Raw genomic sequence first — 24,102 nt, 5'->3', positions numbered from 1 at the left:
AGCTGAACCTTTCTCATAGATGATCTCCTCCTAAAGCATCTATGATGCCAGAGAGGAGACTGAAGTGCGACATAATGCCTTACCACTTACCTACGACATTATCGCTGGCGAACTACAAAAGGCCCGCACTTTGTTGAATAAGTTAATGACAGCGTTTTCTTTCGGGTGTATGTTTAAATTAGAAAGGGGTGGGGAGATGAGGAGAATTCACTTACTGCTGCCATTGGCGCTGCTGGTATTAGCCGCGGGCTGCGGTCAAAAGCAAAGTCAGTCAGCGGTCGAGACCACCACGGTCAAGGTCGCCAGTGCCGCCAAGCAAACCAAAGCGCAAAAGCCCGCCGCGGCGGCGAAGATTGCGGGCGATGACGATGCCCAGGTGACCAAGCGGTTGAACGTGCTTCAAGCCTATACCGAAAAGCAGATCCCTGGCGTCAAGTTTCCGGCGTTCACTCCGTTTGCTGCGCGTGATGGCATTAATGCTGCCGCGAAAGGCGACGTCGGCGATTACACCGTTTACTTTAGCACCAGCTCGCAGGAGCTGACGCCTAACGCCGCGCCGCTTGCGCTGCACAAGCAAACGCCAACCAGCACCGCCGAAGCCGACGATGCCTATGCCGCAATGGCCTACCAGCCCGTTGCCAAGGGCCAAGGCCAAACCGGACTCACTGGGGATGTGCGGGCCTTGCTGCGAACTGACGCCAAGGGCACCAGCCTGATCTGGGATCAGGGGAAGTACTCGCTCACTGTGCGGGCAGCCGCGCATGAAACCGCGGCGGCGAAGACGTTTGCCGAGAAAATCGAGGCCATCGTGGCGCAGAACCCGCTGCCCAAAACCGAGACTCACGGGGCCATTGCGCTGAATCTCGAAAAGCACAGTGGGCGTCTGAACACCGTCAGCTGGCGGGAAGGCAGTGCCTATTACACCATCAGCGGTCAAGACGCGATGGCGACTTTAAAATTGGCGATTGCGGTGAGCTAGCAAACTTTGAGCGGCTGGTGCTGACTGGCTGCTTTTTTCGTGTTTCGATATGTCTAAGGCGGCAATAGGGAGTTGACGGCGCTTTCTTAAACCATTATGGTCAAATAAGCGACGAATTAGTTCAGGGGAGGTACGGGATGTTAGAGTTAACAGGAATCACGAAGCGGTTCGGCCAGCAGCTTGCAGTTGCAGACGAATCGTTCACCGTTCAACCTGGGGAGATTTTGGGCCTGATTGGTCAAAACGGGGCGGGTAAAACCACCACGTTCCGGATGATTTTAGGGTTCATCCGACCGGATAAAGGCGATGTGCTGTGGGATCATCAGCCGATCGCGCAGATCAACCGCGACATCATTGGCTACCTGCCGGAAGAGCGGGGGCTCTATCCCAAACTGACGGTTGAAGCGCAGGTCCAGTTTTTTGGTCAGCTGCATGGCATGAGCAAAGCTGAGGTCAATGCGGCACTGCCAGACTGGATGGCCCGCTTTGAGGTCAAGGGTAAAAAAACCGATAAAGTCAAGGACTTGTCCAAAGGCAACCAGCAGAAGATCCAACTGATATGCGCACTGATTTTTCAGCCGCGCCTGCTGATCTTGGACGAGCCGTTTTCCGGGCTGGATCCGGTCAATGCGGGCCTGCTGGAGGATGGCATCCGCGCGCTTCAGGCCAGTGGGGCAGCCATCATTTTTTCCAGTCACGACATGAGCAACGTCGAGGCGCTGTCGGATCATTTGGTGATGCTGAAAAATGGCCGCACGGTGCTGTCCGGCACGGTGGATGAGATTCGCGATTCATACGGCCGCACGCGTATCAGCTTGGAGCGGCCAGGCTTGGACAAGTCAGCGCTCAAGGCCCTGCCCGGCGTTTCGTCAGTGGCCAAGCACGGCGACCACTATCTGCTTCACCTGACCGATCCGGGCGCGGGTCGAGCGATTTTTCAGGCGGTCAGCAAGGACGGCTACATTGCGGAGTTTTCCCAGCAGGCACCGGATCTGGACGAGATCTTCCGCATGAAAGTGGGTGAAGGCGATGCATAAAATGAACTTGATTGCCGGCCAGGTGCTGCGCAAGAACCTGCGCGGGTTCTCGTGGTGGCTGATGGTGCTGATGCCTCTGCTGGCCGTGGCGGTGGTCGCAGGCATTGTGTGGTACATGACCTCGACGAGCCAGGCTGCGCGGGTGGTCGTGGTCGCACCGCAGCCAGTCGCGGCTGCGCTGAAACAGCAGCGTTCCAGCACTCAGGAGTACGTGCCAGTCAAAAGCGAGGCGGCTGGGCGCCGGCAACTGAGCGACGAGGAAGCAGACGGGATGCTGGTGGTCAAAAGCACCGCCAGTGCCAAGCTGTACCGCCGGGATGACGGTCAAAGTATCTCGACTGGTGAAATTACCCAGGCGCTTGCCGGGTTGAACACGGCGGCGGTGGCTCAGTCGCTGGGGCTCTCCCAGGCTCAGCTGGGGCGGCTGCTGGCGGCGCCGAAGCTGGCGACGCGGTCGGTCGCCTTCACCGATAGCGGCAAAATGACCAGCACGGCGGGTAAAAGCGATGCGATGAAACAGGGTCTGTCCACCGCGGTCGGTTTTTTGATGTACATGTTTTTGATGAGCTACGGCAGCATTATCGCTGCTGAAATTGCAACAGAAAAAGGGTCACGCATTGAGGAATCGATCCTCGTCGCCATCCGGCCGCAGACACAGTTCTACGGCAAAATTCTGGGCGTTTCGGCACTGCTTGGCTTGCAAGTCGGGATTTATGCCATCCTGGCTGGGGCCGTTTGGCTGCTCCGCGACACCATCCCGCTGGTCAAGGACCTGCTTGCCAGCATCGATTTCTCGCAGATTGGCTGGGCCTTTGTCCTGATCTCTGTGATCTTTTTCCTGGTCGGGATATTAAGCTACACGGTGCTTGCCGCCATGTGCGGCTCGCTGGTCGCCAACCAGGAGCAGGCCGGTCAAGCGCTGCAGCCGGTTATCCTACTGGCGATGGTCGGCTACTTTGCTTCACTCATGACGGCTAACGCGAACGGCTCGGTGATCGGGATTCTCAGCTATGTGCCGTTTCTCAGCCCCATGATCATGCCGGCCCGCTTCGGGATCGGCCAGGCGGCGCTGGGGCCGGCGCTTATCAGCCTGGCCATTAGCATCATCTTCCTTGGCGCCTTCACGGTGCTGGCCGAGCGCATCTACGCCGGCAACGTGTTGACTTATAGTGAAGGGGGCATCTTCAAGGCCCTGCGCAAGAGCCTGACGCTGCTGCGCGCCAAATAATGGGTTTGACGTTGCCGTTAACGCTGCCTTTACATTGGCTACGTTAACGGTTGTTTTTTTTACTCAATTGATGCGTGACCCGCGTCATTTTTTTACGTTTGCGGCGGATACTGAAGGCGTTCTCAGATAGCCGGAAAATGAAGGAAAGCGGGCGAAGAAACATGGCGGCACTTGGTGGCTTATTGACGGGCCTCGTGCTGTGGCTATTGAGCTGGTGGGCGATGGACGAACGCGCCACCCGGCTGATCGCGCAGCATGAAGTCATTCGCCTATTTGCGGATGAAGTGGCCGAGTGAAAATGGTAGGATAGGGACAATCTGAACTCAAGGGAGTTTTGTCATTGTCTTCGATCACGATTCGGCCGGCTGCTGAGGCTGACCTATCAACTATTATGGGCATCATCGGGGATGCCAAGGCGCTGCTGAAGCGGCAACAGATCCCGCAGTGGCAGGCACTGTATCCTGCGTCGACTGACATCCAGCAGGACCTGCAGGCAAAAACCGGCCGGGTGCTGGTCGTTGCAGGTAAAATCGCGGCCTACGCCAGTTTGGAAAGCGCGCCGGAGCCGGTGTACGCACAAATTCAGGGCCACTGGCGCCGCAACGGCCCGTACAGCACCCTTCACCGGGTGGCGATGGCGGCGGCGTTTCAGGGCCAGCACCTCAGCGTGCCGTTTATGCAGGGACTGATCGATGAGGCGCGGCGCACTTATCCGGATGTGCGGGTCGATACCCAGATTGACAATCAGGCGATGCAGCACATTTTAGAAAAGCTCGGGTTTGAGCGGCGCGGGCTGGTGCGCTGGACGTTCGAAGTGCCGGTGGTCGAGTGCTTGGCGTATGAGTTGAACCGATGACGATCTCAGTTTGACAAGTCTGAGGCCGCCTGCTAAACTGACGACAACCCTGCGATACAAGTAGCGGCGCACAGGAAGTTGGCCCTTGACTGAAAGGCCAGCCTGGTCTGCGAATCCGGCTCGCAGTTCGCAATTTTTTTAATAGACAGAGCAAAAGTGTGAAGCGCTGCTTCGAACGAGGATGGTACCGCCCAGTGATGGGTGCCTCGACGAAGCGGTGCTTTTTTGTTTAGGAGGGCTTCGAATGAGTGAAACACGAGCAACCGGCCGCCGGGTAGTGGTCAAAATCGGTACCAGCAGCTTGATCCACGACAGCGGGCGGGTCAATCTGCAGACGATTGATCGCTTGGCCTACGCGCTTTCGGCCATGAATAACGCCGGCACAGAAGTGATTCTGGTCACTTCCGGGGCAATCGGGGTCGGGCTGGCGGCCCAGCACCTGCAGACCCGGCCGGCGGCAATTGCGGAGCAGCAAGCCTTGGCGGCGATTGGTCAAAGCAGCCTGATGCGACTGTACGGCGAGCGCTTCACCGATTACGGGGCCAGCATTGCCCAGCTGCTGCTGACCCACGATGTGTTCGATTTTCCCGAGTCGCGCCGGCATGTGCTCGATACGATCGCCGCGCTGTTGGCCAGGAACGTGATTCCGATCATCAATGAAAATGACTCGGTGGCCACCGACGAGCTGGATCACAAAACCACATTTGGTGATAACGATCAGCTCTCGGCGCTGGTGGCGACCTCGATTGATGCCGACATGCTGATCGTGTTGTCTGACATCGCCGGACTGTACGATCAAAACCCCAAGCAACATCCCGAAGCGATGCTGATTCCCGTGGTGGCCGGGCCCGCAGCACTGGGTCAGGCCCAGGCAAGCGGGGCGGGCTCGCGCTTTGGTACCGGCGGCATGGTGACTAAGCTGAACGCCGCGCGCACCATGATGGCCGCCGGCAAGCAGATGGTGCTGTGCTCGGGGGCGGACCCGCGGATTGTGCTGAAGGTTCTCGAAGGAGCGCCATTTGGCACTTGGTTTGGCATAAAGGAGGGACAATCATGACCGATTTAATGCAAATGGGGCAGGCGGCGCAGACCGCCGCGCGGCAGCTGTCACAGTTGACTGCGGCCGCCAAGAACTTAGCTCTGCTTAAAATGGCGACGGCCCTAGAGGCGGCCACGCCGGAGATCCTTGAAGCCAATGCCGCAGATTTGGCGGCGGCAAGCGCGCTGCCAGCCAAGTTCACCGACCGCCTGAAGCTGACGCCGGCGCGCGTGGCAGACATGGCTTCCGGACTGCGTGCCGTTGCTGCGCTTGATGACCCGACGGAAAAAGCCGACAAGGGCTGGCGCACTGGCGCAGGCCTGTTCATCGTCCAGCAGCGGGTCCCGCTCGGGGTGGTCGGCATGATCTACGAGGCGCGGCCAAACGTCACCGTCGATGCGGCCGGGTTGACGCTGAAAAGTGGCAACGCCGTGATCCTGCGCGGCGGCAAGGAGGCCCTGCACTCAAATATTGCACTGGCCAAGGTGCTGCAGCAAGCGCTGCACGCGGCCGGCCTGCCGGCTGAGGCCTTGCAGGTGATCGCAGACCCGAGCCGGGCGCTGGCTTCGCAGATGATGCACCTGACAGACTACATCGACGTTCTGATTCCGCGCGGCGGGGCCGGCTTGATTCGGGCAGTGGTCCAAGAAGCAACGGTGCCGGTGATCGAAACCGGCGCTGGCAACTGCCACATCTACGTCGACCGGGCCGCAGATCTGGCCATGGCGACGGCCATTGTGGTTAACGCCAAGGTGCAGCGACCGAGCGTCTGCAACGCCGCGGAAAAACTGCTGATCCACCGGGCGGTCGCTGAAGCTTACCTGCCGGTTTTGGCGCAGGAACTGCAGCGCCACGGTGTTGCGCTGCGCGGCGATGCGGCCGCTTGCGCAATCGTGCCCAGCATGACGCCAGCCACAGCTGAAGACTGGGACACCGAATACAACGACTTGATCATGGCAGTCAAGGTGGTGGACTCTGAAGCCGTTGCTATTGCGCACATCAACGCGCACAACACCAAGCATTCCGAGACCATTGTGACCGGTGATTACGCGGCCGGGGAGCAGTTCTTAAACCAGGTAGACGCAGCCTGCGTGTACGTTAACGCCTCGACCCGCTTCACGGACGGCCAAGAATTTGGTTTTGGCGCCGAAATCGGCATCAGCACGCAAAAGCTGCACGCCCGGGGGCCGATGGGCCTCAGTGCACTCACCACAACCAAGTATCAGATCCGCGGCGCCGGGCAGATTCGAGAGTGACATACCCAAAAAGTCGCAGCAGGCCAATCGTCCATCGGGCGAGGCGGCTCTGCTGCGACTTTTTAGAGAGTTGGCCAAGTGCGGGATTGTTCGAAAGCGTGGGCGAGGCGTTGCGCCTCCTCGGTGATACTGGCTGGATAATGCATGGCCTGCAGCAGGGCAATCGCGTTGTGCGAGGTGGCTGGGCCTTGGCGCAGTCGGTAGTCAAAGTGGACACCGGCCTGGTCTACGGTTTCCTGGAAGTGCCAGTCGACGACCTGTCCGGCTAAAATTTCAGAAAGCTCGCTGTCATGCGTGGCCACCATGGTCAGGGCGCTGGTCTGGTTCAGCCACTGCACAACTGCAGCCGAGGCGGCGATGCGCTCCACCGTGTTGGTGCCTTTGAGGATTTCGTCGATAAAGCCGTAAACGCGCTCACCCTTGGCCACCAAGTTGAGCAGGCGCTGAATAGCTTTGATTTCCGCGATGAAGTACGAATCCCCGGCGGCAATGTCGTCTTGCACCGCCATGGCCGTGACCACATGGCCGGGGGCGCAAGCAAACGTTTTGGCGGTGGCCGTGTTGATTGTTTGCGCAAGCAGCAGATTGATCGCAACACTTTTGACGTAGGTCGATTTGCCTGAGGCATTGGAGCCGGTGATCAGCGCGGTTTGATGCCAGCTGACGTCATTGGGGACCGCCTCATCCAGCAGGGGATGGCGCAGCGCTGTGGCGGAAACGCCGCCATCTTTGAAGGTCGGCGTGCACGTACCGGGCATGGCCAGGCGGAAGTTTGCGATGGCGATGGCGACTTCCAAATCGCCCATTACCGCCCACAGGTCAAGGGCGGCCTGTTTGTTGAGGCGCAGTGTCCGCAGCACATAGTTGTAGGCGATAAACGGCAGCATGAACATGAAACTGATATAGTCGGTGATCAGGTCAGCCATCGAGCCGCTTTTGGCCCGGAAGGTGAAGGCGTGGCGGGAAATGCCGGCCAACGGGCGCAGCGCCTGCTGCAGTGCGGCCTGCTTGGGGGTGGTCACCTTGACCAGCGCCCCCGCCGTGGTAATGGTTTGGACCAGGTAACGCATTGCATTGAGTTCCAGCGTCAGGGCCTCTTTCTTGAGCTCGTAGTAGATGACGTTAAAAATGAGGCTGCCGATTGTGACCAGCAGGCCGGCAAAGGGCAGGATGAGCGCCAGCAGCAGCCCGAACAGCGGCAGCAGGCCAAGCAGCCGGTAGCGCCACACGTTGGCCAACGCGCCTGAAGTGGTGCTGAGCAGGTAGTTCTGGGACTGGTTATGATCCAGCTTGCCAAGCCTGGCAAACGCCGTGCGCACCTTCATGCGGGCAACCTGATCACCCGCAAAAAAAGCGATCAGCTGCTCGTCGACGTTCGGTTGGCCGAGGTCAAAGCCGCGCAGCTTGGCGTACAGCGCTTCGGCCCCGACACTGGACTCGGTTTGATTCAGCAGGCGAAACACGCGCATCAGGTCCAAGTCATGCCAGGTCAGGTCGTCCACGACGCTGGTAGTTGGTCGGAGTTTGGAAGAGGCCAGGTAGGCCTCCTTTAGGCTGTCTTCGCTATCGCGGCTGGTGCGTTCCGGCAGCTCGCCCCAAGTGCGCAAAAGACGGTTGCGCAGGGCGACGTGCGCGTGTACGGCTGAAATGACCGCCACGGCGAGCAGCACCGCCACAAACGCAAGCACCCAGAGCCAGTTTTCCAAGGTCATGGCACACCTCCCATTTTTCTCAGTATCGCGCATGGTGGAGGCGGTTGCAAGCGCATTAAACGGGGACTTCTGCAAAGAAAGGGGGTGCCGTTTCCCTGATTCTGTGAAAAATGTTTATTTAAGTCTAACAATATTCACAGACAAGCAGTATGATTTAAAAGATAAATGCGGGGAAAGTAGTGAAGTTAATGCGAGAATTCAAAGGACGCAAGCCGCGCTGGAGTCGGCTCATTCCGTTCGCTTTGGCCTGTCTCCTGGCTCTGGGGCTGGTGATCAGCCTGACCGTGAACGCGCTAAATGATGATGGTGCCGATGCGGCCGGTCCGGCCACCAGGCAAAAGGCCAGTCCGAAGCGGACCGCCGCTACCGGCAAAGCCGCGGCCAAGGCACCAACCAAGACGGCAGCCCAAGCGGCGGCACCGCGCTTGAGTGCCGCCCAGATTGCCGCCAAAACCAGCCAACTCAAAAAACAACTCGCGCAGTATCTGAAGCAGGTCACGCAAAACGGGCACGTGGCGGTCAGTTTCTACAATCTGGCCCCAGTGGCCGGCAGTGCAGCGGCCAAAGCCAGTGACGCGGCAGTTTATCAGTCAGGAAACTTGGCGACTGCGGTCAATGGTAATCAGCGCATGGTGGCCGCTTCGACCTTCAAGCTGTTCATCACCGCGTGGTTGTTTCACGAGGTGGAAACGGGGGCTAAGACCTGGACCGCAACGGACGAGGACGGGTTCCAGCGAATGATCGTGAATTCGGAAAATGACTACGCCGAAAATGTGCTAGCGCAAAGTGGGGCAGCGCCCTTGAACAGTTACTTTGCCACGCTGGGCACGGGGTATGTCTTCCGACCCGGTACGGCCGCGAGCACGACCGCAAGTGACCTGATGACGATGCTCAAGGCGATTGCGCAAGGGACCGGGCCGTTCGCTGATGCGGCCCTGCGGCAAAAGCTGCTGACCGCGATGGGTAAGCAAATCTACCGAACCGGGATTCCCGCGGCTGCAAGCACGGTGGCCGCTGGCAGTGTGGTGCAGGACAAGGTCGGCTGGCTCGGCAGCACCGACAACGATGCCGGGATTGTCACGACGCCTGCCGGTGACCGGTACCTGCTGGTGATCATGACCGACAACGGCAGTTACCAGGACTTTTCTCAAATCGCCGCGATCGCCAAGCAGGTGCAGACAATCGTATACGGCTGAGAACAATTTTTTCGCCATCTGGGTTTGCGACCGGATGGCTTTTTTAGTCCGCACAGAGGGTCATCGAAGACTGCTAAGACAGGATTTATCAGGACGGGGTTGAACCTTTCATGCATAACGGCAGTTTCTTTAAAATAATTAATCATTTATGTTGACTATAAGAAAATAAATAGTATATACTCACCTTATCAAAAACAATGGAGGCGGTTACATGACGACAACCGTGACAAAGGGGGCAGTGGTACGCTGCCAGGCCAATGGCAATATGGAGCATGAGTTTATCGGCACCGTGGTCAAGCGCTACGAGAATTCGGCATGGGTGACCATCGACGAGTTCGATCCGCGCGACCAGATGAATGCGCGCGACCTGTTATTTCAAAGCGTGATCGCCCTGAAAAGAATGACCATTCTCAAGGCTGGCGAGCCAGAGCCCGAACCGGAGGTGGAAGAGGCGGCGGGCTGACCGGACGCAGACGGGCCAACTATGCTATAATAAGTAACGTTACCTAACGTTGCACGGCAGAAGGGGGAACTTTTTTGGCCCAAGTGATCACGGTCGGCGAGACAGTCGACGTTAAAAAAAGCAAACAAGTGCCACTGAGTTTCACAGGCACCGTGGAAAAGTTATATGCCAACGCGGCCTTGCTGACGATCGATTCGTTCAACAAGGCCGACAAAGAAGTCGTTGACGACCTCAAGAATCGCACCGTCGTTAACTACAAAGACATCAAAAAAGACGGGCAGGCCGTTGAGCCGCCAGCTCCCGAGGAGCCGACGGGTCGCAACAACCGGTCATCCAAGACGACAAAGAAGTAGGCGTTAGGCCTATTTTTTTCGCCGTAAGTCGTCTGATTGGACGTACACAACCTAGTCTTGGTATACTTAATTTACACCAAGAAGGAGGGATAGTTATGGCAGATTTTGATGCAATGAAGGACAAAGTCGTCGGCAAGGTGAAAGAAACCGCCGGCAAGGCTACCGGCAACGAAAAGCTGGAGGCCAAGGGTAAGGCGCAAGGACTGAAGGGCGAGGCCAAAGACAAAATTGACGACGCCAAGCGCAAGGCAAAAGATACCACTGACGACCTCACCGAGAAGGCTGCGGATAAGTTTAACGATACCGTTGACGCCTACAAGGACAACCATTAGCCAACCGAAAGCCGGGCCTGAAAAAGGCCCGGCTTTTTGGTGGTCAGATGCGCGAGATCCCTTTGCGGGAAAGGTGGAACGGCGCGACACTGCCCGCGGTCAGCCGCCGCTGCAGCTGCGGAAAAAAGTCCGTCTGGCGCGTTTCGGCCAGGCACACCAGCGCCGGGCCGTTGGCGGAGACAAAGGTGGTGAAGCCACCGGCCGCCCGCACGGCGCGGGCCACCATTTCGGCGTGTGGGAAATAGTCTTCGGTGACCTGCTCACGCAGCGGAAAGTGCTGATCCAGCCAGTCGCCGTCTGCGCTCATCATTGCATTCATCACCGCCTGTGCCGTGGCTGAAGTTTTGGCGGGCTCGGGTGGCACAGGAGTGTCAACGACTTTGTCGGGCAGGTAAATCGCGCCTTGCACCAGCTCGGTGCCAAAGTTTAACACGTTCTTCGGCCCGTTGAACACCAGACAGCCGCCGTACAGCGTGGCCTCGATTGCGGCACGGTTCGGCTCAAAGAAGTCGGCCACCTCAAGCTTGCGACTGAGCGGCACCGGCCTGTCGCCCAGTGCCGCCGCCAATTCGATTCCCAGCATGGTTGCCGCCAACGATGCCCCTTGACCAACGCCGGTTTTCACAGTGGTGTGCAGGGTGAGGTCGTGCGGCACCAGCAGCGGGTCGACGGTTTCGGCGACGCTGATGATCAGATTGGTTTGATCGGTTGGAAGAAGGTCGTCGTTGCTGGTAATGTGCCACTCGAAACTTTCGTCGCCGATGTCCAGCGCGACGCCGCGATCGATTGCCAGTGCAAGATCAGGCTGAATGCGTGATGTGATCGTTCCCGGTACCCAGATTGCCATGGCCAAGCCCCCAAGTGAATTAGATACAAATAAGTATATCTAATTGTATTCTCATATACCAGCATTTTCGACTGTTTTCCGAAAATGGTATACTGGGAAAATACGGAGGTCACAATGGTTAAATTAGTGTTGATCCGCCACGGCGAAAGTGCCGCCAATTTTTTGAACACATACACCGGCTGGTCGGATGTCCCGCTGACTGCGCTGGGCGTTCAGCAGGCTCAGGCGGCCGGTCAGGCGCTGGCCAAGCTCGCCCTGCCGTTCGGCCACGTCCATACGTCGGTGCTGAAGCGGGCCATTCAAACCGCGTACCTGGTCCAGGAGGAAATCGACCAAAACTGGCTGCCAATCACCAAGTCCTGGCGGCTCAATGAACGGCATTACGGGGCGCTGCGCGGGCTGAACAAGGACAAGACCCGCGAGCTGTTCGGCAAGGCCCAGGTGGCCAGCTGGCGGCGGAGCTTTTCCAACCGGCCGCCGCTGCTCGCCCAGCCGCGGCGCAGTCGGGCGTACCAGAATTTTCCGGTGACCATCATTCCCCGCGGCGAAAGCCTGAAGGACGCCGAGCGCCGATTAATTCCATACTGGCTGGATGAAATCGCCCCGCGGCTGCTGGCGGGGGAGAACCAGCTGGTGGTCGCTCATGGGTCGACCCTGCGCGCCTTGATCAAGTACCTGGAGCAAATCTCAGACGCTGGGATCGACCAGGTCGAGGTCGCAAACGCCCAGCCGATCGTGTACACCTTGGATGACCGGCTCGCGATCGTCGGCAAGGACATTTTGCCGGTTTAAGCGATTTTGAGGTAAAGAAAAGCTGCAAGCACTTCAATGTGCTTGCAGCTTTTTTTGATGGCTAAGGCTTACTTGGAAGCCAGCGCACCCATTGGATCCCATGGCTTCAGGACGGTTGGGTTGTCGTATTCAGCCTTGATTGTCGTCTGCTCGTCGGCGGACAGGTACTTCTTGTTCACGACGACTTGGTAGACGAATTCGGAGAACCACTCATCGGAAGCGACAAAGTAGCCATTTTGGCCGGCCTTTTCGCCCCAGGAGTTTTCGACCTTCCACTTGGTTGGCTTGCCGTCAACGATGTCAACGCCAGTCAGGACCATCGCGTGGGTCATCAAGCTTTCGCCGTAGTCCAGGCGCTCTGCTTTGGTCATGTCAAAACTCGTGTTGAACAGGGCGTTCTTGTCGTACAGCTTTGGATCCATGATGCCAAGCTTGCTATCGGAAGACTTGCCGACATCAGAGCCGAACCAGACTGTTTCGCCGGCTTCAAGCTGCTTGATGGCCAGCCGCTTCATTTCTTCAGATGTGACGTTGAAGTGACGCACTTCGCGGCCGCCGACCACATTGCCGAGCATCTCGACGGTGTACAGGTGGTTGAACGGTTTGTCGGCAGTCGGACCATTGATCAGGGACTGGTAAGCGTCAGTGTCCCAGCCGACGTACTTGGCGAAAAAGGCCTTCGGGGTCAAGTCGCGGTCGATGTGGTAGTTCTTGTCATCGTCGCGGTACTCGAAATCGAACTTGGTCGGCGGCACGCCCAGCGTGTAAGCCAGGATGCGGTAGTCTTCGGACAACATCTTGTCCTTGGCTGATTCGATGTCGTCCTCTGAAGCTTTATCTGCAACCAGCTTGCGAAGGGTGACAGCGTCTTTGCGCAGCTTCAGGTTGAGCACCGAATTCATCTCGTTGGACTTGCTGGAGGAGTACGTTTCAGGCATCACAGACTTCGGCACGATCCCGTACTTGTCGATGAGGGCCGTCAGCATGTCCCACTGACCACCATCGCCTTGAGGGTTGGCCATCAGCCAGGCCACCTTGCGTGAATCGATGTCCTGATCTGCGGTCTTGATGACATTTTCATAGAAGTAGTTGGACTTTTCGAACTTGTCCCAGAAGAATGTGTAATTCTGGGAAAGTTCGAAGTCCTTGATCTTAAACTGCTTTTGAATGCTGTGGCGCATGGTGTTCAGCGCGGCAAACATCCAGCAGCGGCCGGACTGTTTCTGGTCGGCAACCTTGCCGGTGCTCAAATCGATGGAGAAGGTCTGAGTCATCGTGGTTTGGCTTTCAGTGTTCTCGGCACTCTTCAGCACCCCATTGTTCATGACCGCCTTTTGAATCGCGGCGGACGCAGGGGTCTTTTCGAGATCCTGTTGGTACTTTGCGAGGTCTTCAGCAGTAACTGCCTTTGACATATGCACTTCACTCCTTTTTCATTAGAAAATGATGAAATATTAACAGACTTCCACATTTTAGCATAACCACCTCACAGATTGAACCCGTGGGGTCAAGAAAAAACCGACCACCGCGGTGGCCGGTCCAGATCTATTCGCTTGGAGTGGGCCGAAGCACGTCTGCGTACTCCGGCTTGGTGTCAAATTCGTGGCGGGCAAAGGTACAAAGGGGCTCAATTTGCTTGCCGGTTGCGCGCGCTTCGTCGACGACCGCGCGGACCAGTTTACCGGCAATGCCCTGGCCGCGCAGCACGGGATCGACAAAGGTGTGGTCGATGACCAGGTTTTGGCCGTCATCGATGGCCTGGTAGGTGACTTCAGCGATCAGCTTACCAGTTTCGTCATTCATGAAATAGCGGCCTGGTTCGTGTTCAAAAGCCATGTTGTCACTCCTCTCGTCTTCGCTTAATTATAGCAATTCGTTAGGATTAAGCCAAGAAACCGCTTTATCGTCGGCGGTCAAGGTTCAAGGTGGTATGATAGGAACACGTTCAACAAAATGGAGGTTACTATGCGCACGCGAGGATTTGAGATTGTTTCCGCCTACCGAAATGCCGGGGTTAAGCTGCCCGAGCGGCAGACCAAAAACGCGGCGGGCTACGATTTTTTTGCCCGGGAGGACTTTGTCCTGAAAAGCATCTGGCGGTATGACTTTATTCGCCTGTTCCGGCTGATCAAAAACGAACATCCGCTGACTGACGGCGACCTGCAGCGTGCCAGCAAGATACTGAAGCCCTTGCTGGTGCCGACTGGCGTCAAGGCCTACATGCAGCCCAATGAAGTGCTGGTGTTGGCCAACCGCTCCAGCAACCCGCTCAAGCGCGGCTTGGTGATTCCCAACGGCATCGGCGTGATTGATGCGGACTACTACGGGAATCCGGCTAACGAAGGCGAAATTTTTATCCAGATGGTGAATTTTTCCCCGCGCGACGTCGTGATCGAACAAGGCGAGCGGATCGGGCAGGGGATCTTCATGCCGTACCTGCTGGCAGACGGCGACAACGGCACCGGTGCGAAGCGGACCGCTGGGTTCGGCTCGACCGGGCGGTAAAGCACAGAAAGAAGGCGGCCCATGGCCAAAACCAAAACGCAATACGTGTGCCAGAACTGCGGCTATATCTCGGCCACGTTTCTCGGCCGTTGCCCGAACTGCGGAGCCTGGAACTCTTTAGTGGAAGAAACCCAAAGCGTGACTCCGGCCAAGGCGGCGCCGGCCCCACGCCACACCAGCGCCGGCGGCCAGGTCAAGCCGATGCTGATGAGCAAGGTCTCCATGCAGCGCGAGCCGCGCACCTCGACGGACCTTGGCGAGCTTGACCGGGTCCTCGGCGGGGGCATCGTGCCTGGGTCGTTGATCCTGATTGGCGGCGATCCCGGCATCGGCAAGTCCACGCTGCTGACGCAGGTCTCCGGCCGTCTTGCCAGCAAGGGGGCGAAAGTGCTGTACGTGTCGGGGGAGGAAAGTGCCGCCCAGATCAAAATGCGGGCGACCCGGCTGGGCGTCGGCGATTCCGGCATGTACCTGTACCCGGAAACCGACATGCCGAGTATTTCCCAGGCAATAGACGACATGCACCCGGATTACGTCGTCATCGACTCAGTGCAGACCATGAACGTGCCGGAAATGAACTCGGCGGTCGGGTCGGTCAGCCAGATTCGCGAAGTGACGGCCGAGCTGATGAAGATTGCCAAGACGGAGCAGATCACGATTTTCATTGTTGGCCATGTCACCAAGGAAGGCGCCATCGCCGGCCCGAAGATTCTCGAGCACATGGTGGACACCGTCTTGTACTTTGAAGGAGACATGCACCACACGTACCGGATGATCCGCTCGGTCAAGAACCGTTATGGCTCGACCAACGAGATTGGAATTTTCGAAATGCACCAGAACGGCCTGGCAGAGGTGGCCAACCCCTCGGAATTATTCTTGGACGAGCGGCTGCCAAACGCCACCGGCTCCGCGGTGGTCGTGTCGATGGAAGGAACCCGCCCGATCTTGGTCGAAATCCAGGCGTTGATGACGCCCACCATGTACGGCAACGCCAAGCGGACAAGCAGTGGCCTTGACCACAACCGCGTGTCGTTGATCATTGCGGTGCTGGAGAAGCGAGCCAACCTGATGCTGCAAAACCAGGACGCTTACCTGAAGGCGACCGGTGGGGTCCGGCTGGACGAGCCGGCTATCGACTTGGCCATGGCGATGGCGATCGCCAGCTCGTACCGCGACTCGGAGATCTCCCCGACTGACTGCTTTGTCGGCGAGATTGGGCTGACCGGCGAGGTACGCCGGGTTAATCGGATCGAGGACCGGATCAAGGAAGCAGCCAAACTCGGGTTCAAACGGATTTTTATTCCAAAGAATAATCTGCAGGGGCTGCCGGCACGTGATAAAATTAAAGTGATTGGCGTGGCTAGCGTGTCCGAAGCGCTGGACCGAGTCTTTGTAAAATAACTTGGAAAGGAGGAACGAGATGAAAAAACGTGTAATCAACATTTTGTTTGCGTTAATTGGGATCGGCGTTGGGGCAAGCGTTATGCCGCTATTTTGGGCGCTGTTAAAGCTCGACCAAACCACGTGGCTGAACAACGTCATCGTCGACAGCCTGATCGGCATTGTGGTTTTCTTGATGCTTTCGGAGCTGCTTTCCGGCTGGATCATCCGCAAGCTTGACCAGGTCGAAAAAGCCATGAACGCAAAGTCACCATCGTTCCTGTTGTTTGGCAGTTTAGGTACCATCATTGGCCTCGTGTTTGCAGCCATTATTTCGATTTTCTTTTCCAGACTTCCTGGGCCTTTAGGCACTATTCTGCCGCTGATTTTGATGCTGGTGTTCGGCTACTTCGGGTTCCGCATCGGCACCACGCGCCGCGAAGAGTGGCGTCGCCTGTTTGGGGTGCGCAACCGGGATAAAAAGCCGGATGACGGCAGCCAGTCAGTGCTGGACCGCAAGGCTGGCGAAAACTTCCACAAATACAAGCTGCTGGACACGTCGGTCATTATTGACGGCCGAGTGCAGGCAATCGCCAAGACTGGTTTTCTGGAAGGTACGCTCCTAGTCCCGACCTTTGTGGTCCATGAGCTGCAGCTGATTTCTGACTCGGCAGACGCCTTGAAGCGCGGCCGCGGGCGGCGCGGCCTGGATATCATTAACTCGATGAAAGAGGACCCGGAGATCAACGTCGAAATGTACGACGGCGACTTCGAGGACATGACCGAGGTCGACTCCAAGCTCCTGAAGCTGGCGAAAATGCTGGACGGGGTGGTCGTCACCAACGACTTCAACCTGAACAAGGTCGCCCAGTTCCAGAACGTGCCGGTGTTCAACATTAACGAGCTGGCCAACGCCTTGAAGCCGGACCTGATCCCTGGCGAAGGCATGACCGTCACCGTCATCAAGTCTGGGACCGAGCGTCAGCAAGGGGTTGCGTACCTTGAGGATGGCACGATGGTTGTGGTCGAAGACGGGCAGTACTTCATGAACAAGCCGCTGGAGGTCATCGTGACGTCTGCGATTCAAACTGCCGCGGGCCGCATGATTTTCGCTAAACCGGCGCATCAGCAGCAGTCACTGAAAGCCGAGGATGAAAAGCACGAGCAAAAGCCGACTAGCAAGCCTGGCAAAGCCAAAAAGTAACCGGAAAGTCCGCTGAAAACGCGGGCTTTTTATTTTGGAGAAATGAAAGGCCAAGCGCCTTGTGGTACACTAGCAATGCATGTTCTGGGCGCAAACCCGGGACGGGTACACGACACACAAAAAATGGAGGCATCATATTTTGTCAGATCGACCAATTCGGGTGCGTTACGCACCAAGTCCAACCGGCCACTTGCACATCGGCAACGCCCGCACGGCGCTGTTCAACTACCTGTTTGCCCGTCACTACAACGGGACGATGGTGCTGCGGATCGAAGACACCGACACCAAGCGCAACATTGCAGATGGTGAAAAAAGCCAGATCGATAACCTGCACTGGCTCGGGATCGACTGGGATGAAGGCCCTGACAAGGGCGGCGACTTTGGCCCGTACCGCCAGTCTGAACGCAAGGACATTTATCACAAGTACATCCAAGAACTGGTGGCCAAAGGTGACGCTTACGAATCTTACAAGACTGAAGAAGAGCTGCAGGCCGACCGTGATGCGCAAAAGGCTGCCCACGAAGCCCCGCATTATGTCTACGAGTATGAGGGTCTGACTGAAGACCAGAAGCAGGCCAAGATCGCCGAGGCCAAGGCCAAGGGGCTGAAGCCGGTTATTCGCTTCCACATTCCAGCCGATCACACGTATGAGTGGAACGACATCGTTAAAGGCGACATCTCCATTGATGGCAACACCATCGGCGGCGACTTCGTCATTGAAAAAGCCGACGGGATGCCGACTTACAACTTCGCCGTGGTCATCGATGATCACCTGATGCAGATTTCCCACGTTCTGCGCGGGGACGATCACATCGCCAACACCCCAAAGCAAATGGCGATTTACGAAGCCTTTGGCTGGGAGCCGCCAGTCTTCGGTCACATGACCCTGATCATCAACGGGGCTACGGGCAAGAAGCTGTCTAAGCGCGACGAGTCCGTGCTGCAGTTCATTGAGCAGTACAAGGAGCTCGGCTATCTGCCAGACGCGATGTTTAACTTCATCACGCTGCTGGGCTGGTCCCCAAAGGGCGAAGACGAGATTTTCACCCGCAAGGAGTTCATTAAGCTCTTTGACGAAACGCGCCTGAGCAAGTCACCGGCGCGCTTTGACCAGAAGAAGCTCGAATGGGTCAACAACCAGTACATCAAAAAGACTGATCCCAACGAGCTGACCGCGCTGGCCGTGGATAACCTGATCGAGTCGGGGCGCCTGGCCAAGGATCCGGATCCTTCGACCATTGAGTGGGCCCGCCAGCTGATTTCCCTGTACATCCCGCAGATGAGCTACACCGGGCAGATCAGCGACTTGGCCACCATCTTCTTCGAACAACCGAAGGACCTGGATGAAACCGACATGAAGGAGCTGGCCGACGACAATGCGCTGACTGTGCTTAAGCTCACGCAAGAGAAGCTGCGCGCTTTGCCGACTTTCTCTGCGTACTACATTAACCAGGCCGTTTACCACGTCCGGCTTGAAACCGGTGTGAAGGGCCGCAAGCTTTACATGCCCGTTCGCATCGCCACCACGCGCGAAATGCACGGGCCGCAGCTGGCCGAAACCATCGAGCTGATGGGCCGCGAGAAAGTCCTCGCCAACATGGATTACGTCATCAACGCACTGGAAAAATAGTTTTCGCTTGGCCGCTTGCCTGTGGGTGAGCGGTTTTTGCGTGCAACCACGAAATCTGTCAGGTGTACAGGGCTGCTTTTCACGGGTAAAATGGTTGGATACGAACAGGGGGATGGACCATGGCAGCGGCAACTCCGCAAAGCATTCTAAAAGAAAAATTCGGCTACGACGACTTTCGGCCTGGGCAAGACCAGGCGATCCAGCGCGTGCTGAATCACGAAAACACGCTGGTGATCATGCCGACCGGCGGCGGTAAGTCGCTGTGTTACCAGATTCCGGCGCTGCTGCAGGACGGGCTGACGATCGTGGTGTCGCCGCTGATCGCGCTGATGAAGGACCAGGTCGACGCGCTGAACGCCAACGGGATCCCGGCGACCTACATCAACTCGACGGTCGATTCGCGCGAGGCCGAGCACCGGCTGGACCTGTCGGCGCGCGGTGAGTACAAGCTGCTGTATGTCGCGCCCGAGCGGCTAGAGCTCGGCGGCTTTTTGCAGGAGCTGGGTGATTTGCGCATCGACCTTTTGGCGGTTGACGAGGCGCACTGCATTTCGCAGTGGGGCCACGATTTTCGTCCCAGTTACCTGGAGCTGACACGCATTGCCCAGGAACTGCCATCGCACCCGACTGTGATCGCGCTAACTGCGACGGCGACCACCCGGGTGGCCGACGACATTGGCCAGCGCCTCAGCATTCCGCAGGCCGGTTTCATCAATACCGGGTTTGCCCGGCCCAACCTCAGTTTTCAGGTGGTCAAGGGTCAGGATAAGGACGCTTACCTGCTCGACTACCTGAAGTTAAACCAGGATCAAAGCGGCATCGTCTACTGTGCCACCCGCAAAGAAGTCGAGCGGCTGTATGGGCTGCTGGACCGCCACGGCGTCAGCGTGGCCAAGTACCACGCGGGGATGGCTGAAGTTGAGCGCAATGCCAACCAGGAGGATTTTCTGTTCGACCGCAAGCTGGTGATGGTCGCGACCAATGCGTTTGGGATGGGCATTGACAAGAGCAACGTGCGCTTTGTGATCCACGCGCAGGTGCCAGGTGACCTGGAATCTTACTACCAGGAAGCCGGCCGGGCGGGGCGGGACGGGCTCGATTCCGAGGCCATCCTGCTGTATGCCCCGAACGACCTGGGCATCCGGCGCTTCTTCATCGATCAAAGCGACGGTGATGAGGACTACAAGCAAAATGAGTATCGCAAGCTGCAGGTGATGAACCAGTACGCCAACACGGGCGACTGCCTGCAGCAGTTCATTCTGCGGTACTTCGGTCAAACCTCCGAACCGTGCGGGCGCTGCTCAAACTGCTTGGACACGCGCGAGGCGGTGGACGTCACCGAGTCTGCGCAGAAGGTCTTGTCCTGCGTGGTGCGTTTGCATGGCCGTTTTGGCAAGGGCATGGTTGCCGATGTGCTGGCAGGGTCCAACAATCAGCGCATTCGCCAGTTTGGCTTTGCGGAATTGTCCACTTACGGGCTGATGGCGAGCATGCGCAAAAAGGACATTGCCAGTTTTATCGATTTTCTGACTGCCGGCGGCTACCTGGAAGCGCAAGGCGGGCAGTACCCGACTTTGGGCGTTACTCAGCTGGGCGCGGACGTGCTGCGCGGGGCGGCCAAAGTTTCACGCAAGCAGGCCGTCAAAGCTCACGCCAGCGTGGCAGTGGATGACGAGCTGTTCCAGAAGCTGCGCTCACTGCGCTATGAGCTCGCACAAAAGCAAAACGTGCCGCCTTACGTCATTTTCTCCGATGACACACTGCGCCAGTTGGCGCTGTTGCAGCCGCAAGACGAGGCGCAAATGCTGAACGTTAAGGGCGTCGGCGAGGCCAAACTGAAAAAGTACGGCAAAGTCTTCCTACAGGCACTGGCCGCAAGCTAGTAACCCCAGACGTTATCGCGTAGAATAAAGAAGGCTGTGAAGGCAAGCGGGTTTAGCGAGTGGGCTAGTCTAGGGCATGGCTTTGCCTGCAAAGCAGGTGAAGTCATGAGCGTAGTTAGGTCAGCTCGCGTTGCTTGCCGGAGCGCAACTAAGAAGACTGCGAAGGCGCGTGGGCTTCGCCAGAACAGCTTGCGTTGCTCACCTGAGTAAAACGAAGAAAGGGGCCATTTTATGCTTCAGCTTTATAACACATTGACGCGGCAAAAAGAGCCGTTTAAGCCGCTCGTCCCTGGGGAAATCAAGATGTACGTCTGTGGCCCCACGGTGTACAACTACATTCATATCGGCAACGCCAGAAGCGCAATTGCGTTCGATACGATTCGCCGCTACTTTGAATATCGCGGCTACAAGGTGGATTACGTCTCGAACTTCACCGATGTTGACGACAAAATCATCAATGCGGCCCATGAAACCGGTGAGGCGCCGCTAGCGCTTGCTCAGCGCTTCATTGACGCGTACATGGAAGACACGGCCAAGCTGAACATTGAGCCGGCCACGGCGCACCCGCGCGCCAGTGAAATGATTCCGGAGATCATCACGTTTGTCGCTGATCTGATCAAAAAGGGCTACGCTTACGAAGCCGATGGCGACGTTTACTACCGCGCCCGCAAGTTTGCCCATTACGGCGAGTTGTCAAACAAGAACGTTGACGAGCTGGAGCAAGGCGCCTCGCAGCACGTGGCCGACGCTGAAACTGCCCGCAAGGAGGATCCAATTGATTTTGCCTTGTGGAAAGCGGCAAAACCCGGTGAGATTTCCTGGGACTCCCCATGGGGCGCCGGGCGGCCCGGGTGGCACATTGAGTGCTCGGTCATGTCCACGACACTTCTGGGCAAGACCATCGACATTCACGGCGGCGGTCAGGACCTGGAATTTCCCCACCACGAAAACGAGATCGCCCAAAGTGAGGCCGAAACTGGTCAGAAGTTCGTCAACTACTGGCTGCACAATGGTTTTGTCACCATCGGCGAAGACGACGAGAAAATGAGCAAGTCGCTCGGCAATTTCATCACGGTGCACGACATTGTGAAGACAGTTGACCCGCAGGTGCTGCGCTTTTTGATGGCATCGACCCAGTATCGCCGGCCGATTCGCTACTCCGAGGCCGGCCTGAAGGAAGCTGGGCGCAACTTGGAACGCCTCAAAATCGCCCGCGACGCTATCAGCTACCGGCTCAAAGACGCGGCTGCTGGCACCGATTCGGCACTAGAGGCCAAGCTGGATGCGCTGGAGACGGATTTTGTTGCCGCCATGGACGATGACATCAACGTGCAAAATGGTCTTGCCGTCGTTTACGAGCTGGCCAAGCTGATGAATGAAACCGCCGCTGCACCGACTGTGGCGGCTGCGACTCTGCAGCACATGCTGAATAAGCAGGCCGCCTGGCTCGCCATTTTTGGCGTGACCTTCAAGGAAGAGCTGCTGGACGCCGATGTCGAGGCGTTAATTGCCGCCCGCAACGCCGCGCGCGCCGCCAAGAATTTTGCCAAAAGCGACCAGATCCGTGATAAGCTGCAGGCACAGGGCATTTTACTGGAAGATACCGCACAAGGAACGAGGTGGCGCCGCAAATGAGCGCAGATGCAAAACAGTTGAACGGAATCGCCCTAGCTTACCTGGGGGATGCGGTGTGGGAAGTCTACGTGCGCCAGCATCTGCTGGACCGCGGCTTAGTGCGCCCGAACCAGCTGCAAAAGGCGGCCAAGTCGTTTGTGTCGGCGAAGGCCCAGGCCAAGCTGATTGACGGCATGGAGTGCCAATCGCTGCTGTCCGAGACCGAATGGGACTACTACAAGCGCGGCCGCAACGCCAAGAGCTACACCCACGCGAAGCACACCGACGTGGTGACTTACCGGATTTCAACCGGCTTTGAGGCGCTGTTTGGCTACCTGAAGCTGACGGGCCAGGATGAGCGGATCGAGCAGCTGGCGCTTTGGGGTATCGACTACGTAGAAGAAGGAGGCACTGGCCATGGCCAAATCAAACCCGCGGAAAAATGATCCGCGCCGCGACCAACCGACGGATGAGGCCCACCAGGACGAGTTTGTCTTCGGCCGCCACGCCGTTGAAGAAGCCCTGCGCGAAGGGTCGAATAAGACCATCAATAAACTGTTCGTGCAAAAGGACCTCAACTCCGATCCCGTGCGGGTGATCGTTGACAAGGCGAAAAAGCAAAAGATCCTCGTTTCGCAGGTGCCCAAGGTCAAGCTGGACTTGCTGACAGACGGCGGTAATCACCAAGGGGTGATGGTCGCCATGGCTCCTTATGCCTATGTGACCATCGATGACTTGTTTGACCACGCGTCCGGGCACGATCCGTTTTTCGTGATTCTCGACAATTTGGAGGATCCGCAAAATTTGGGTTCGATTTTGCGCACGGCCGACGCGGTCGGGGTCGACGGCATCATTATCCCCAAGCACCGTGCAGTCGGCCTGACCAGCACGGTCGCGAAGGTTTCGACCGGCGCGATTGAGCATGTTCCGGTCGCCCGTGTCACCAACCTGGCTCAGACCATCAAAACGCTCAAGGAGCGCGGACTGTGGATCTTCGGCACCGCGATGGACGGCCAGGACTTTCGCCAGTGGAACGCCAAGGGCAAGGTCGCCCTGGTCATCGGCAACGAAGGCAAGGGCATCAGCCCCGGTCTGGCGAAGCTGATGGACGCTACCTTGACCATTCCCATGGTCGGTCATGTGCAGAGCCTGAACGCCTCGGTGGCGGCTGGCATCCTGATGTATCAGGGCTTTACCAGCCGCGGAGGCAAGTAGATGCGCCGGCACCTGCTGCTCGTGGACGGTTATAACGTGATCGGCAACTGGCCTGAGCTCGCCAAGCTCAAGGCCACCGGTCACTTTGACGCCGCGCGCGACCGGCTGCTGGACATTCTGGCGGAGTACCGCGCCCACGAAAATGCGGACATGATCGTGGTGTTTGACGCGATGTACGTGCCTGGCATCGGCGAGAACTACTCGAAATGGAACCTCAAAGTGGTGTTCACGCAGCAGGATGAAACCGCCGATTCCTATATCGAACGGCTGGCCAACGACCTCAACGGGCCGCTGGTGCAGCTGTCTGTGGTGACCTCTGATCAGGCGGAGCAATGGACGGTGTTTTCTCGCGGGGCGCTGCGAATCTCGTCGCGCGAGTTTTATCAGGAGATTAAACGGTCAGAGCGCGAATTCAATCATTCCACGGACCCGTTCATCATGCGTGAGCCCAAGCGCAACCAAATCTGGAGCAAAGACCAGTTGAAAAAACTCGACCACGCCCGGCGCAAACTGACGCGTCGCGAGGCGGAAGACAAAAAGAATGGACACAAGTAAAAATGACGTCGCCTCGCAATCGCGAG

Annotated in this window: 25 protein-coding genes; 21 read left to right on the top strand and 4 right to left on the bottom strand. The window is 57.6% G+C overall.

The window, feature by feature from the left end; translation table 11 throughout:
• The first annotated feature begins 196 nt into the window (after positions 1–196).
• The 7 genes from EKM86_RS05570 to EKM86_RS05540 all read left to right on the top strand — a co-directional run bounded on the left by EKM86_RS05570 (position 197) and on the right by EKM86_RS05540 (position 6,395).
• Positions 197–979, top strand: a complete 783-nt coding sequence (locus EKM86_RS05570) for a hypothetical protein (RefSeq protein WP_125755891.1) — start codon at positions 197–199, stop codon at positions 977–979.
• A gap of 137 nt (positions 980–1,116) precedes the next feature.
• A complete protein-coding gene (locus EKM86_RS05565; RefSeq protein WP_125755889.1) occupies positions 1,117–2,016 on the top strand; it encodes an ABC transporter ATP-binding protein in 900 nt (299 codons plus the stop codon).
• On the top strand, positions 2,009–3,244 hold the full coding sequence (locus EKM86_RS05560; protein ID WP_125755887.1) for an ABC transporter permease: 1,236 nt from the start codon (positions 2,009–2,011) through the stop codon (positions 3,242–3,244). Before EKM86_RS05565 ends, EKM86_RS05560 begins: the two co-directional genes overlap by 8 nt.
• A 74-nt stretch (positions 3,245–3,318) precedes the next feature.
• Positions 3,319–3,540, top strand: a complete 222-nt coding sequence (locus EKM86_RS05555) for a hypothetical protein (RefSeq protein WP_125755885.1) — start codon at positions 3,319–3,321, stop codon at positions 3,538–3,540.
• A 44-nt stretch (positions 3,541–3,584) separates the two neighbouring features.
• The gene (locus tag EKM86_RS05550; RefSeq protein WP_125755882.1) at positions 3,585–4,100 is read left to right on the top strand and encodes a GNAT family N-acetyltransferase; all 516 of its coding nucleotides are present in this window, start codon (positions 3,585–3,587) and stop codon (positions 4,098–4,100) included.
• 244 nt (positions 4,101–4,344) lie between these two features.
• Complete coding sequence (gene proB / locus EKM86_RS05545; RefSeq protein ID WP_125755880.1) at positions 4,345–5,157, top strand: glutamate 5-kinase; 813 nt, start codon at positions 4,345–4,347, stop codon at positions 5,155–5,157.
• Positions 5,154–6,395: a glutamate-5-semialdehyde dehydrogenase gene (locus EKM86_RS05540; RefSeq protein ID WP_125755878.1), complete on the top strand. Its 1,242-nt coding sequence runs from the start codon at positions 5,154–5,156 to the stop codon at positions 6,393–6,395. Before proB ends, EKM86_RS05540 begins: the two co-directional genes overlap by 4 nt.
• 62 nt (positions 6,396–6,457) lie before the next feature.
• Here EKM86_RS05540 and EKM86_RS05535 read toward each other — a convergent pair whose 3' ends face one another.
• Positions 6,458–8,107 (bottom strand): MutS-related protein, encoded by a 1,650-nt coding sequence (locus tag EKM86_RS05535; RefSeq protein ID WP_125755877.1) that lies wholly within the window; start codon positions 8,105–8,107, stop codon positions 6,458–6,460.
• Between the two features lie 188 nt (positions 8,108–8,295).
• Here EKM86_RS05535 and EKM86_RS05530 point away from each other — a divergent pair, with 188 nt between their 5' ends.
• The 4 genes from EKM86_RS05530 (at position 8,296) to EKM86_RS05515 (ending at position 10,451) form a co-directional block, all read left to right on the top strand.
• Entirely contained in the window at positions 8,296–9,303 is a 1,008-nt protein-coding gene (locus tag EKM86_RS05530; RefSeq protein WP_125755875.1) for a serine hydrolase, read from the top strand.
• A gap of 211 nt (positions 9,304–9,514) precedes the next feature.
• Positions 9,515–9,766 (top strand): hypothetical protein, encoded by a 252-nt coding sequence (locus EKM86_RS05525; RefSeq protein ID WP_125755873.1) that lies wholly within the window; start codon positions 9,515–9,517, stop codon positions 9,764–9,766.
• Positions 9,767–9,840: 74 nt separating this feature from the next.
• Positions 9,841–10,119, top strand: coding sequence for a hypothetical protein (locus tag EKM86_RS05520; RefSeq protein WP_125755871.1), 279 nt, complete (start codon positions 9,841–9,843; stop codon positions 10,117–10,119).
• Between the two features lie 95 nt (positions 10,120–10,214).
• The gene (locus tag EKM86_RS05515; protein WP_125755869.1) at positions 10,215–10,451 is read left to right on the top strand and encodes a CsbD family protein; all 237 of its coding nucleotides are present in this window, start codon (positions 10,215–10,217) and stop codon (positions 10,449–10,451) included.
• A 43-nt stretch (positions 10,452–10,494) separates the two neighbouring features.
• Here EKM86_RS05515 and EKM86_RS05510 read toward each other — a convergent pair whose 3' ends face one another.
• Positions 10,495–11,298, bottom strand: a complete 804-nt coding sequence (locus EKM86_RS05510) for a homoserine kinase (RefSeq protein ID WP_125755867.1) — start codon at positions 11,296–11,298, stop codon at positions 10,495–10,497.
• A 114-nt stretch (positions 11,299–11,412) separates the two neighbouring features.
• On the opposite strand from EKM86_RS05510, the gene EKM86_RS05505 reads away from it, so the two are divergent.
• A complete protein-coding gene (locus tag EKM86_RS05505; protein ID WP_125755866.1) occupies positions 11,413–12,090 on the top strand; it encodes a 2,3-bisphosphoglycerate-dependent phosphoglycerate mutase in 678 nt (225 codons plus the stop codon).
• Positions 12,091–12,158: 68 nt separating this feature from the next.
• Here EKM86_RS05505 and EKM86_RS05500 read toward each other — a convergent pair whose 3' ends face one another.
• Entirely contained in the window at positions 12,159–13,505 is a 1,347-nt protein-coding gene (locus EKM86_RS05500; RefSeq protein ID WP_125755864.1) for a C1 family peptidase, read from the bottom strand.
• A 130-nt stretch (positions 13,506–13,635) separates the two neighbouring features.
• Positions 13,636–13,926, bottom strand: a complete 291-nt coding sequence (locus EKM86_RS05495; RefSeq protein ID WP_125755862.1) for a GNAT family N-acetyltransferase — start codon at positions 13,924–13,926, stop codon at positions 13,636–13,638.
• A gap of 129 nt (positions 13,927–14,055) precedes the next feature.
• Here EKM86_RS05495 and EKM86_RS05490 point away from each other — a divergent pair, with 129 nt between their 5' ends.
• The 9 genes from EKM86_RS05490 to EKM86_RS05450 all read left to right on the top strand — a co-directional run bounded on the left by EKM86_RS05490 (position 14,056) and on the right by EKM86_RS05450 (position 24,076).
• A complete protein-coding gene (locus EKM86_RS05490) occupies positions 14,056–14,595 on the top strand; it encodes a dCTP deaminase/dUTPase family protein (protein ID WP_125755860.1) in 540 nt (179 codons plus the stop codon).
• A gap of 21 nt (positions 14,596–14,616) precedes the next feature.
• Complete coding sequence (gene radA, locus EKM86_RS05485; protein WP_125755858.1) at positions 14,617–15,996, top strand: DNA repair protein RadA; 1,380 nt, start codon at positions 14,617–14,619, stop codon at positions 15,994–15,996.
• Between the two features lie 19 nt (positions 15,997–16,015).
• The gene (locus EKM86_RS05480) at positions 16,016–17,179 is read left to right on the top strand and encodes a PIN/TRAM domain-containing protein (RefSeq protein WP_125755856.1); all 1,164 of its coding nucleotides are present in this window, start codon (positions 16,016–16,018) and stop codon (positions 17,177–17,179) included.
• Positions 17,180–17,318: 139 nt separating this feature from the next.
• Entirely contained in the window at positions 17,319–18,809 is a 1,491-nt protein-coding gene (gltX, locus tag EKM86_RS05475; RefSeq protein WP_125755854.1) for a glutamate--tRNA ligase, read from the top strand.
• Positions 18,810–18,928: 119 nt separating this feature from the next.
• Positions 18,929–20,692 carry a DNA helicase RecQ gene (gene recQ / locus EKM86_RS05470; protein WP_125755852.1) on the top strand — a complete coding sequence of 588 codons (1,764 nt, stop codon included), beginning with the start codon at positions 18,929–18,931 and terminating at the stop codon, positions 20,690–20,692.
• A gap of 231 nt (positions 20,693–20,923) precedes the next feature.
• Positions 20,924–22,327, top strand: coding sequence for a cysteine--tRNA ligase (cysS, locus tag EKM86_RS05465; RefSeq protein WP_125755850.1), 1,404 nt, complete (start codon positions 20,924–20,926; stop codon positions 22,325–22,327).
• Positions 22,324–22,752 carry a Mini-ribonuclease 3 gene (locus EKM86_RS05460; protein ID WP_125755848.1) on the top strand — a complete coding sequence of 143 codons (429 nt, stop codon included), beginning with the start codon at positions 22,324–22,326 and terminating at the stop codon, positions 22,750–22,752. Before cysS ends, EKM86_RS05460 begins: the two co-directional genes overlap by 4 nt.
• Entirely contained in the window at positions 22,724–23,521 is a 798-nt protein-coding gene (rlmB, locus tag EKM86_RS05455; RefSeq protein WP_125755846.1) for a 23S rRNA (guanosine(2251)-2'-O)-methyltransferase RlmB, read from the top strand. Before EKM86_RS05460 ends, rlmB begins: the two co-directional genes overlap by 29 nt.
• Positions 23,522–24,076, top strand: a complete 555-nt coding sequence (locus EKM86_RS05450) for an NYN domain-containing protein (protein WP_125755844.1) — start codon at positions 23,522–23,524, stop codon at positions 24,074–24,076. It begins immediately after the preceding gene.
• Positions 24,077–24,102: the final 26 nt, after the last annotated feature.

This window comes from Lacticaseibacillus hegangensis (assembly GCF_003946465.1).
Classification (GTDB): Bacteria; Bacillota; Bacilli; order Lactobacillales; family Lactobacillaceae; genus Lacticaseibacillus; species Lacticaseibacillus hegangensis.
Note: the sequence above shows the minus strand (reverse complement) of the source record. Positions and strands in the feature narration are given on the sequence as shown.

Bases quoted from the DNA above. Each gene is read 5' to 3' on its own strand.
- EKM86_RS05450 (WP_125755844.1), top strand. From the start codon at position 23,522: ATGCGCCGGCACCTGCTGCTCGTGGACGGTTATAACGTGATCGGCAAC.
- EKM86_RS05505 (WP_125755866.1), top strand. From the start codon at position 11,413: ATGGTTAAATTAGTGTTGATCCGCCACGGCGAAAGTGCCGCCAATTTT.
- EKM86_RS05510 (WP_125755867.1), bottom strand. From the start codon at position 11,298: ATGGCAATCTGGGTACCGGGAACGATCACATCACGCATTCAGCCTGAT.
- EKM86_RS05530 (WP_125755875.1), top strand. From the start codon at position 8,296: ATGCGAGAATTCAAAGGACGCAAGCCGCGCTGGAGTCGGCTCATTCCG.
- rlmB (WP_125755846.1), top strand. From the start codon at position 22,724: ATGGCCAAATCAAACCCGCGGAAAAATGATCCGCGCCGCGACCAACCG.
- recQ (WP_125755852.1), top strand. From the start codon at position 18,929: ATGGCAGCGGCAACTCCGCAAAGCATTCTAAAAGAAAAATTCGGCTAC.
- EKM86_RS05480 (WP_125755856.1), top strand. From the start codon at position 16,016: ATGAAAAAACGTGTAATCAACATTTTGTTTGCGTTAATTGGGATCGGC.
- radA (WP_125755858.1), top strand. From the start codon at position 14,617: ATGGCCAAAACCAAAACGCAATACGTGTGCCAGAACTGCGGCTATATC.
- EKM86_RS05565 (WP_125755889.1), top strand. From the start codon at position 1,117: ATGTTAGAGTTAACAGGAATCACGAAGCGGTTCGGCCAGCAGCTTGCA.
- EKM86_RS05540 (WP_125755878.1), top strand. From the start codon at position 5,154: ATGACCGATTTAATGCAAATGGGGCAGGCGGCGCAGACCGCCGCGCGG.
- EKM86_RS05495 (WP_125755862.1), bottom strand. From the start codon at position 13,926: ATGGCTTTTGAACACGAACCAGGCCGCTATTTCATGAATGACGAAACT.
- EKM86_RS05560 (WP_125755887.1), top strand. From the start codon at position 2,009: ATGCATAAAATGAACTTGATTGCCGGCCAGGTGCTGCGCAAGAACCTG.
- EKM86_RS05460 (WP_125755848.1), top strand. From the start codon at position 22,324: ATGAGCGCAGATGCAAAACAGTTGAACGGAATCGCCCTAGCTTACCTG.
- cysS (WP_125755850.1), top strand. From the start codon at position 20,924: ATGCTTCAGCTTTATAACACATTGACGCGGCAAAAAGAGCCGTTTAAG.
- proB (WP_125755880.1), top strand. From the start codon at position 4,345: ATGAGTGAAACACGAGCAACCGGCCGCCGGGTAGTGGTCAAAATCGGT.
- EKM86_RS05515 (WP_125755869.1), top strand. From the start codon at position 10,215: ATGGCAGATTTTGATGCAATGAAGGACAAAGTCGTCGGCAAGGTGAAA.
- EKM86_RS05500 (WP_125755864.1), bottom strand. From the start codon at position 13,505: ATGTCAAAGGCAGTTACTGCTGAAGACCTCGCAAAGTACCAACAGGAT.
- EKM86_RS05535 (WP_125755877.1), bottom strand. From the start codon at position 8,107: ATGACCTTGGAAAACTGGCTCTGGGTGCTTGCGTTTGTGGCGGTGCTG.
- EKM86_RS05490 (WP_125755860.1), top strand. From the start codon at position 14,056: ATGCGCACGCGAGGATTTGAGATTGTTTCCGCCTACCGAAATGCCGGG.
- EKM86_RS05570 (WP_125755891.1), top strand. From the start codon at position 197: ATGAGGAGAATTCACTTACTGCTGCCATTGGCGCTGCTGGTATTAGCC.
- EKM86_RS05525 (WP_125755873.1), top strand. From the start codon at position 9,515: ATGACGACAACCGTGACAAAGGGGGCAGTGGTACGCTGCCAGGCCAAT.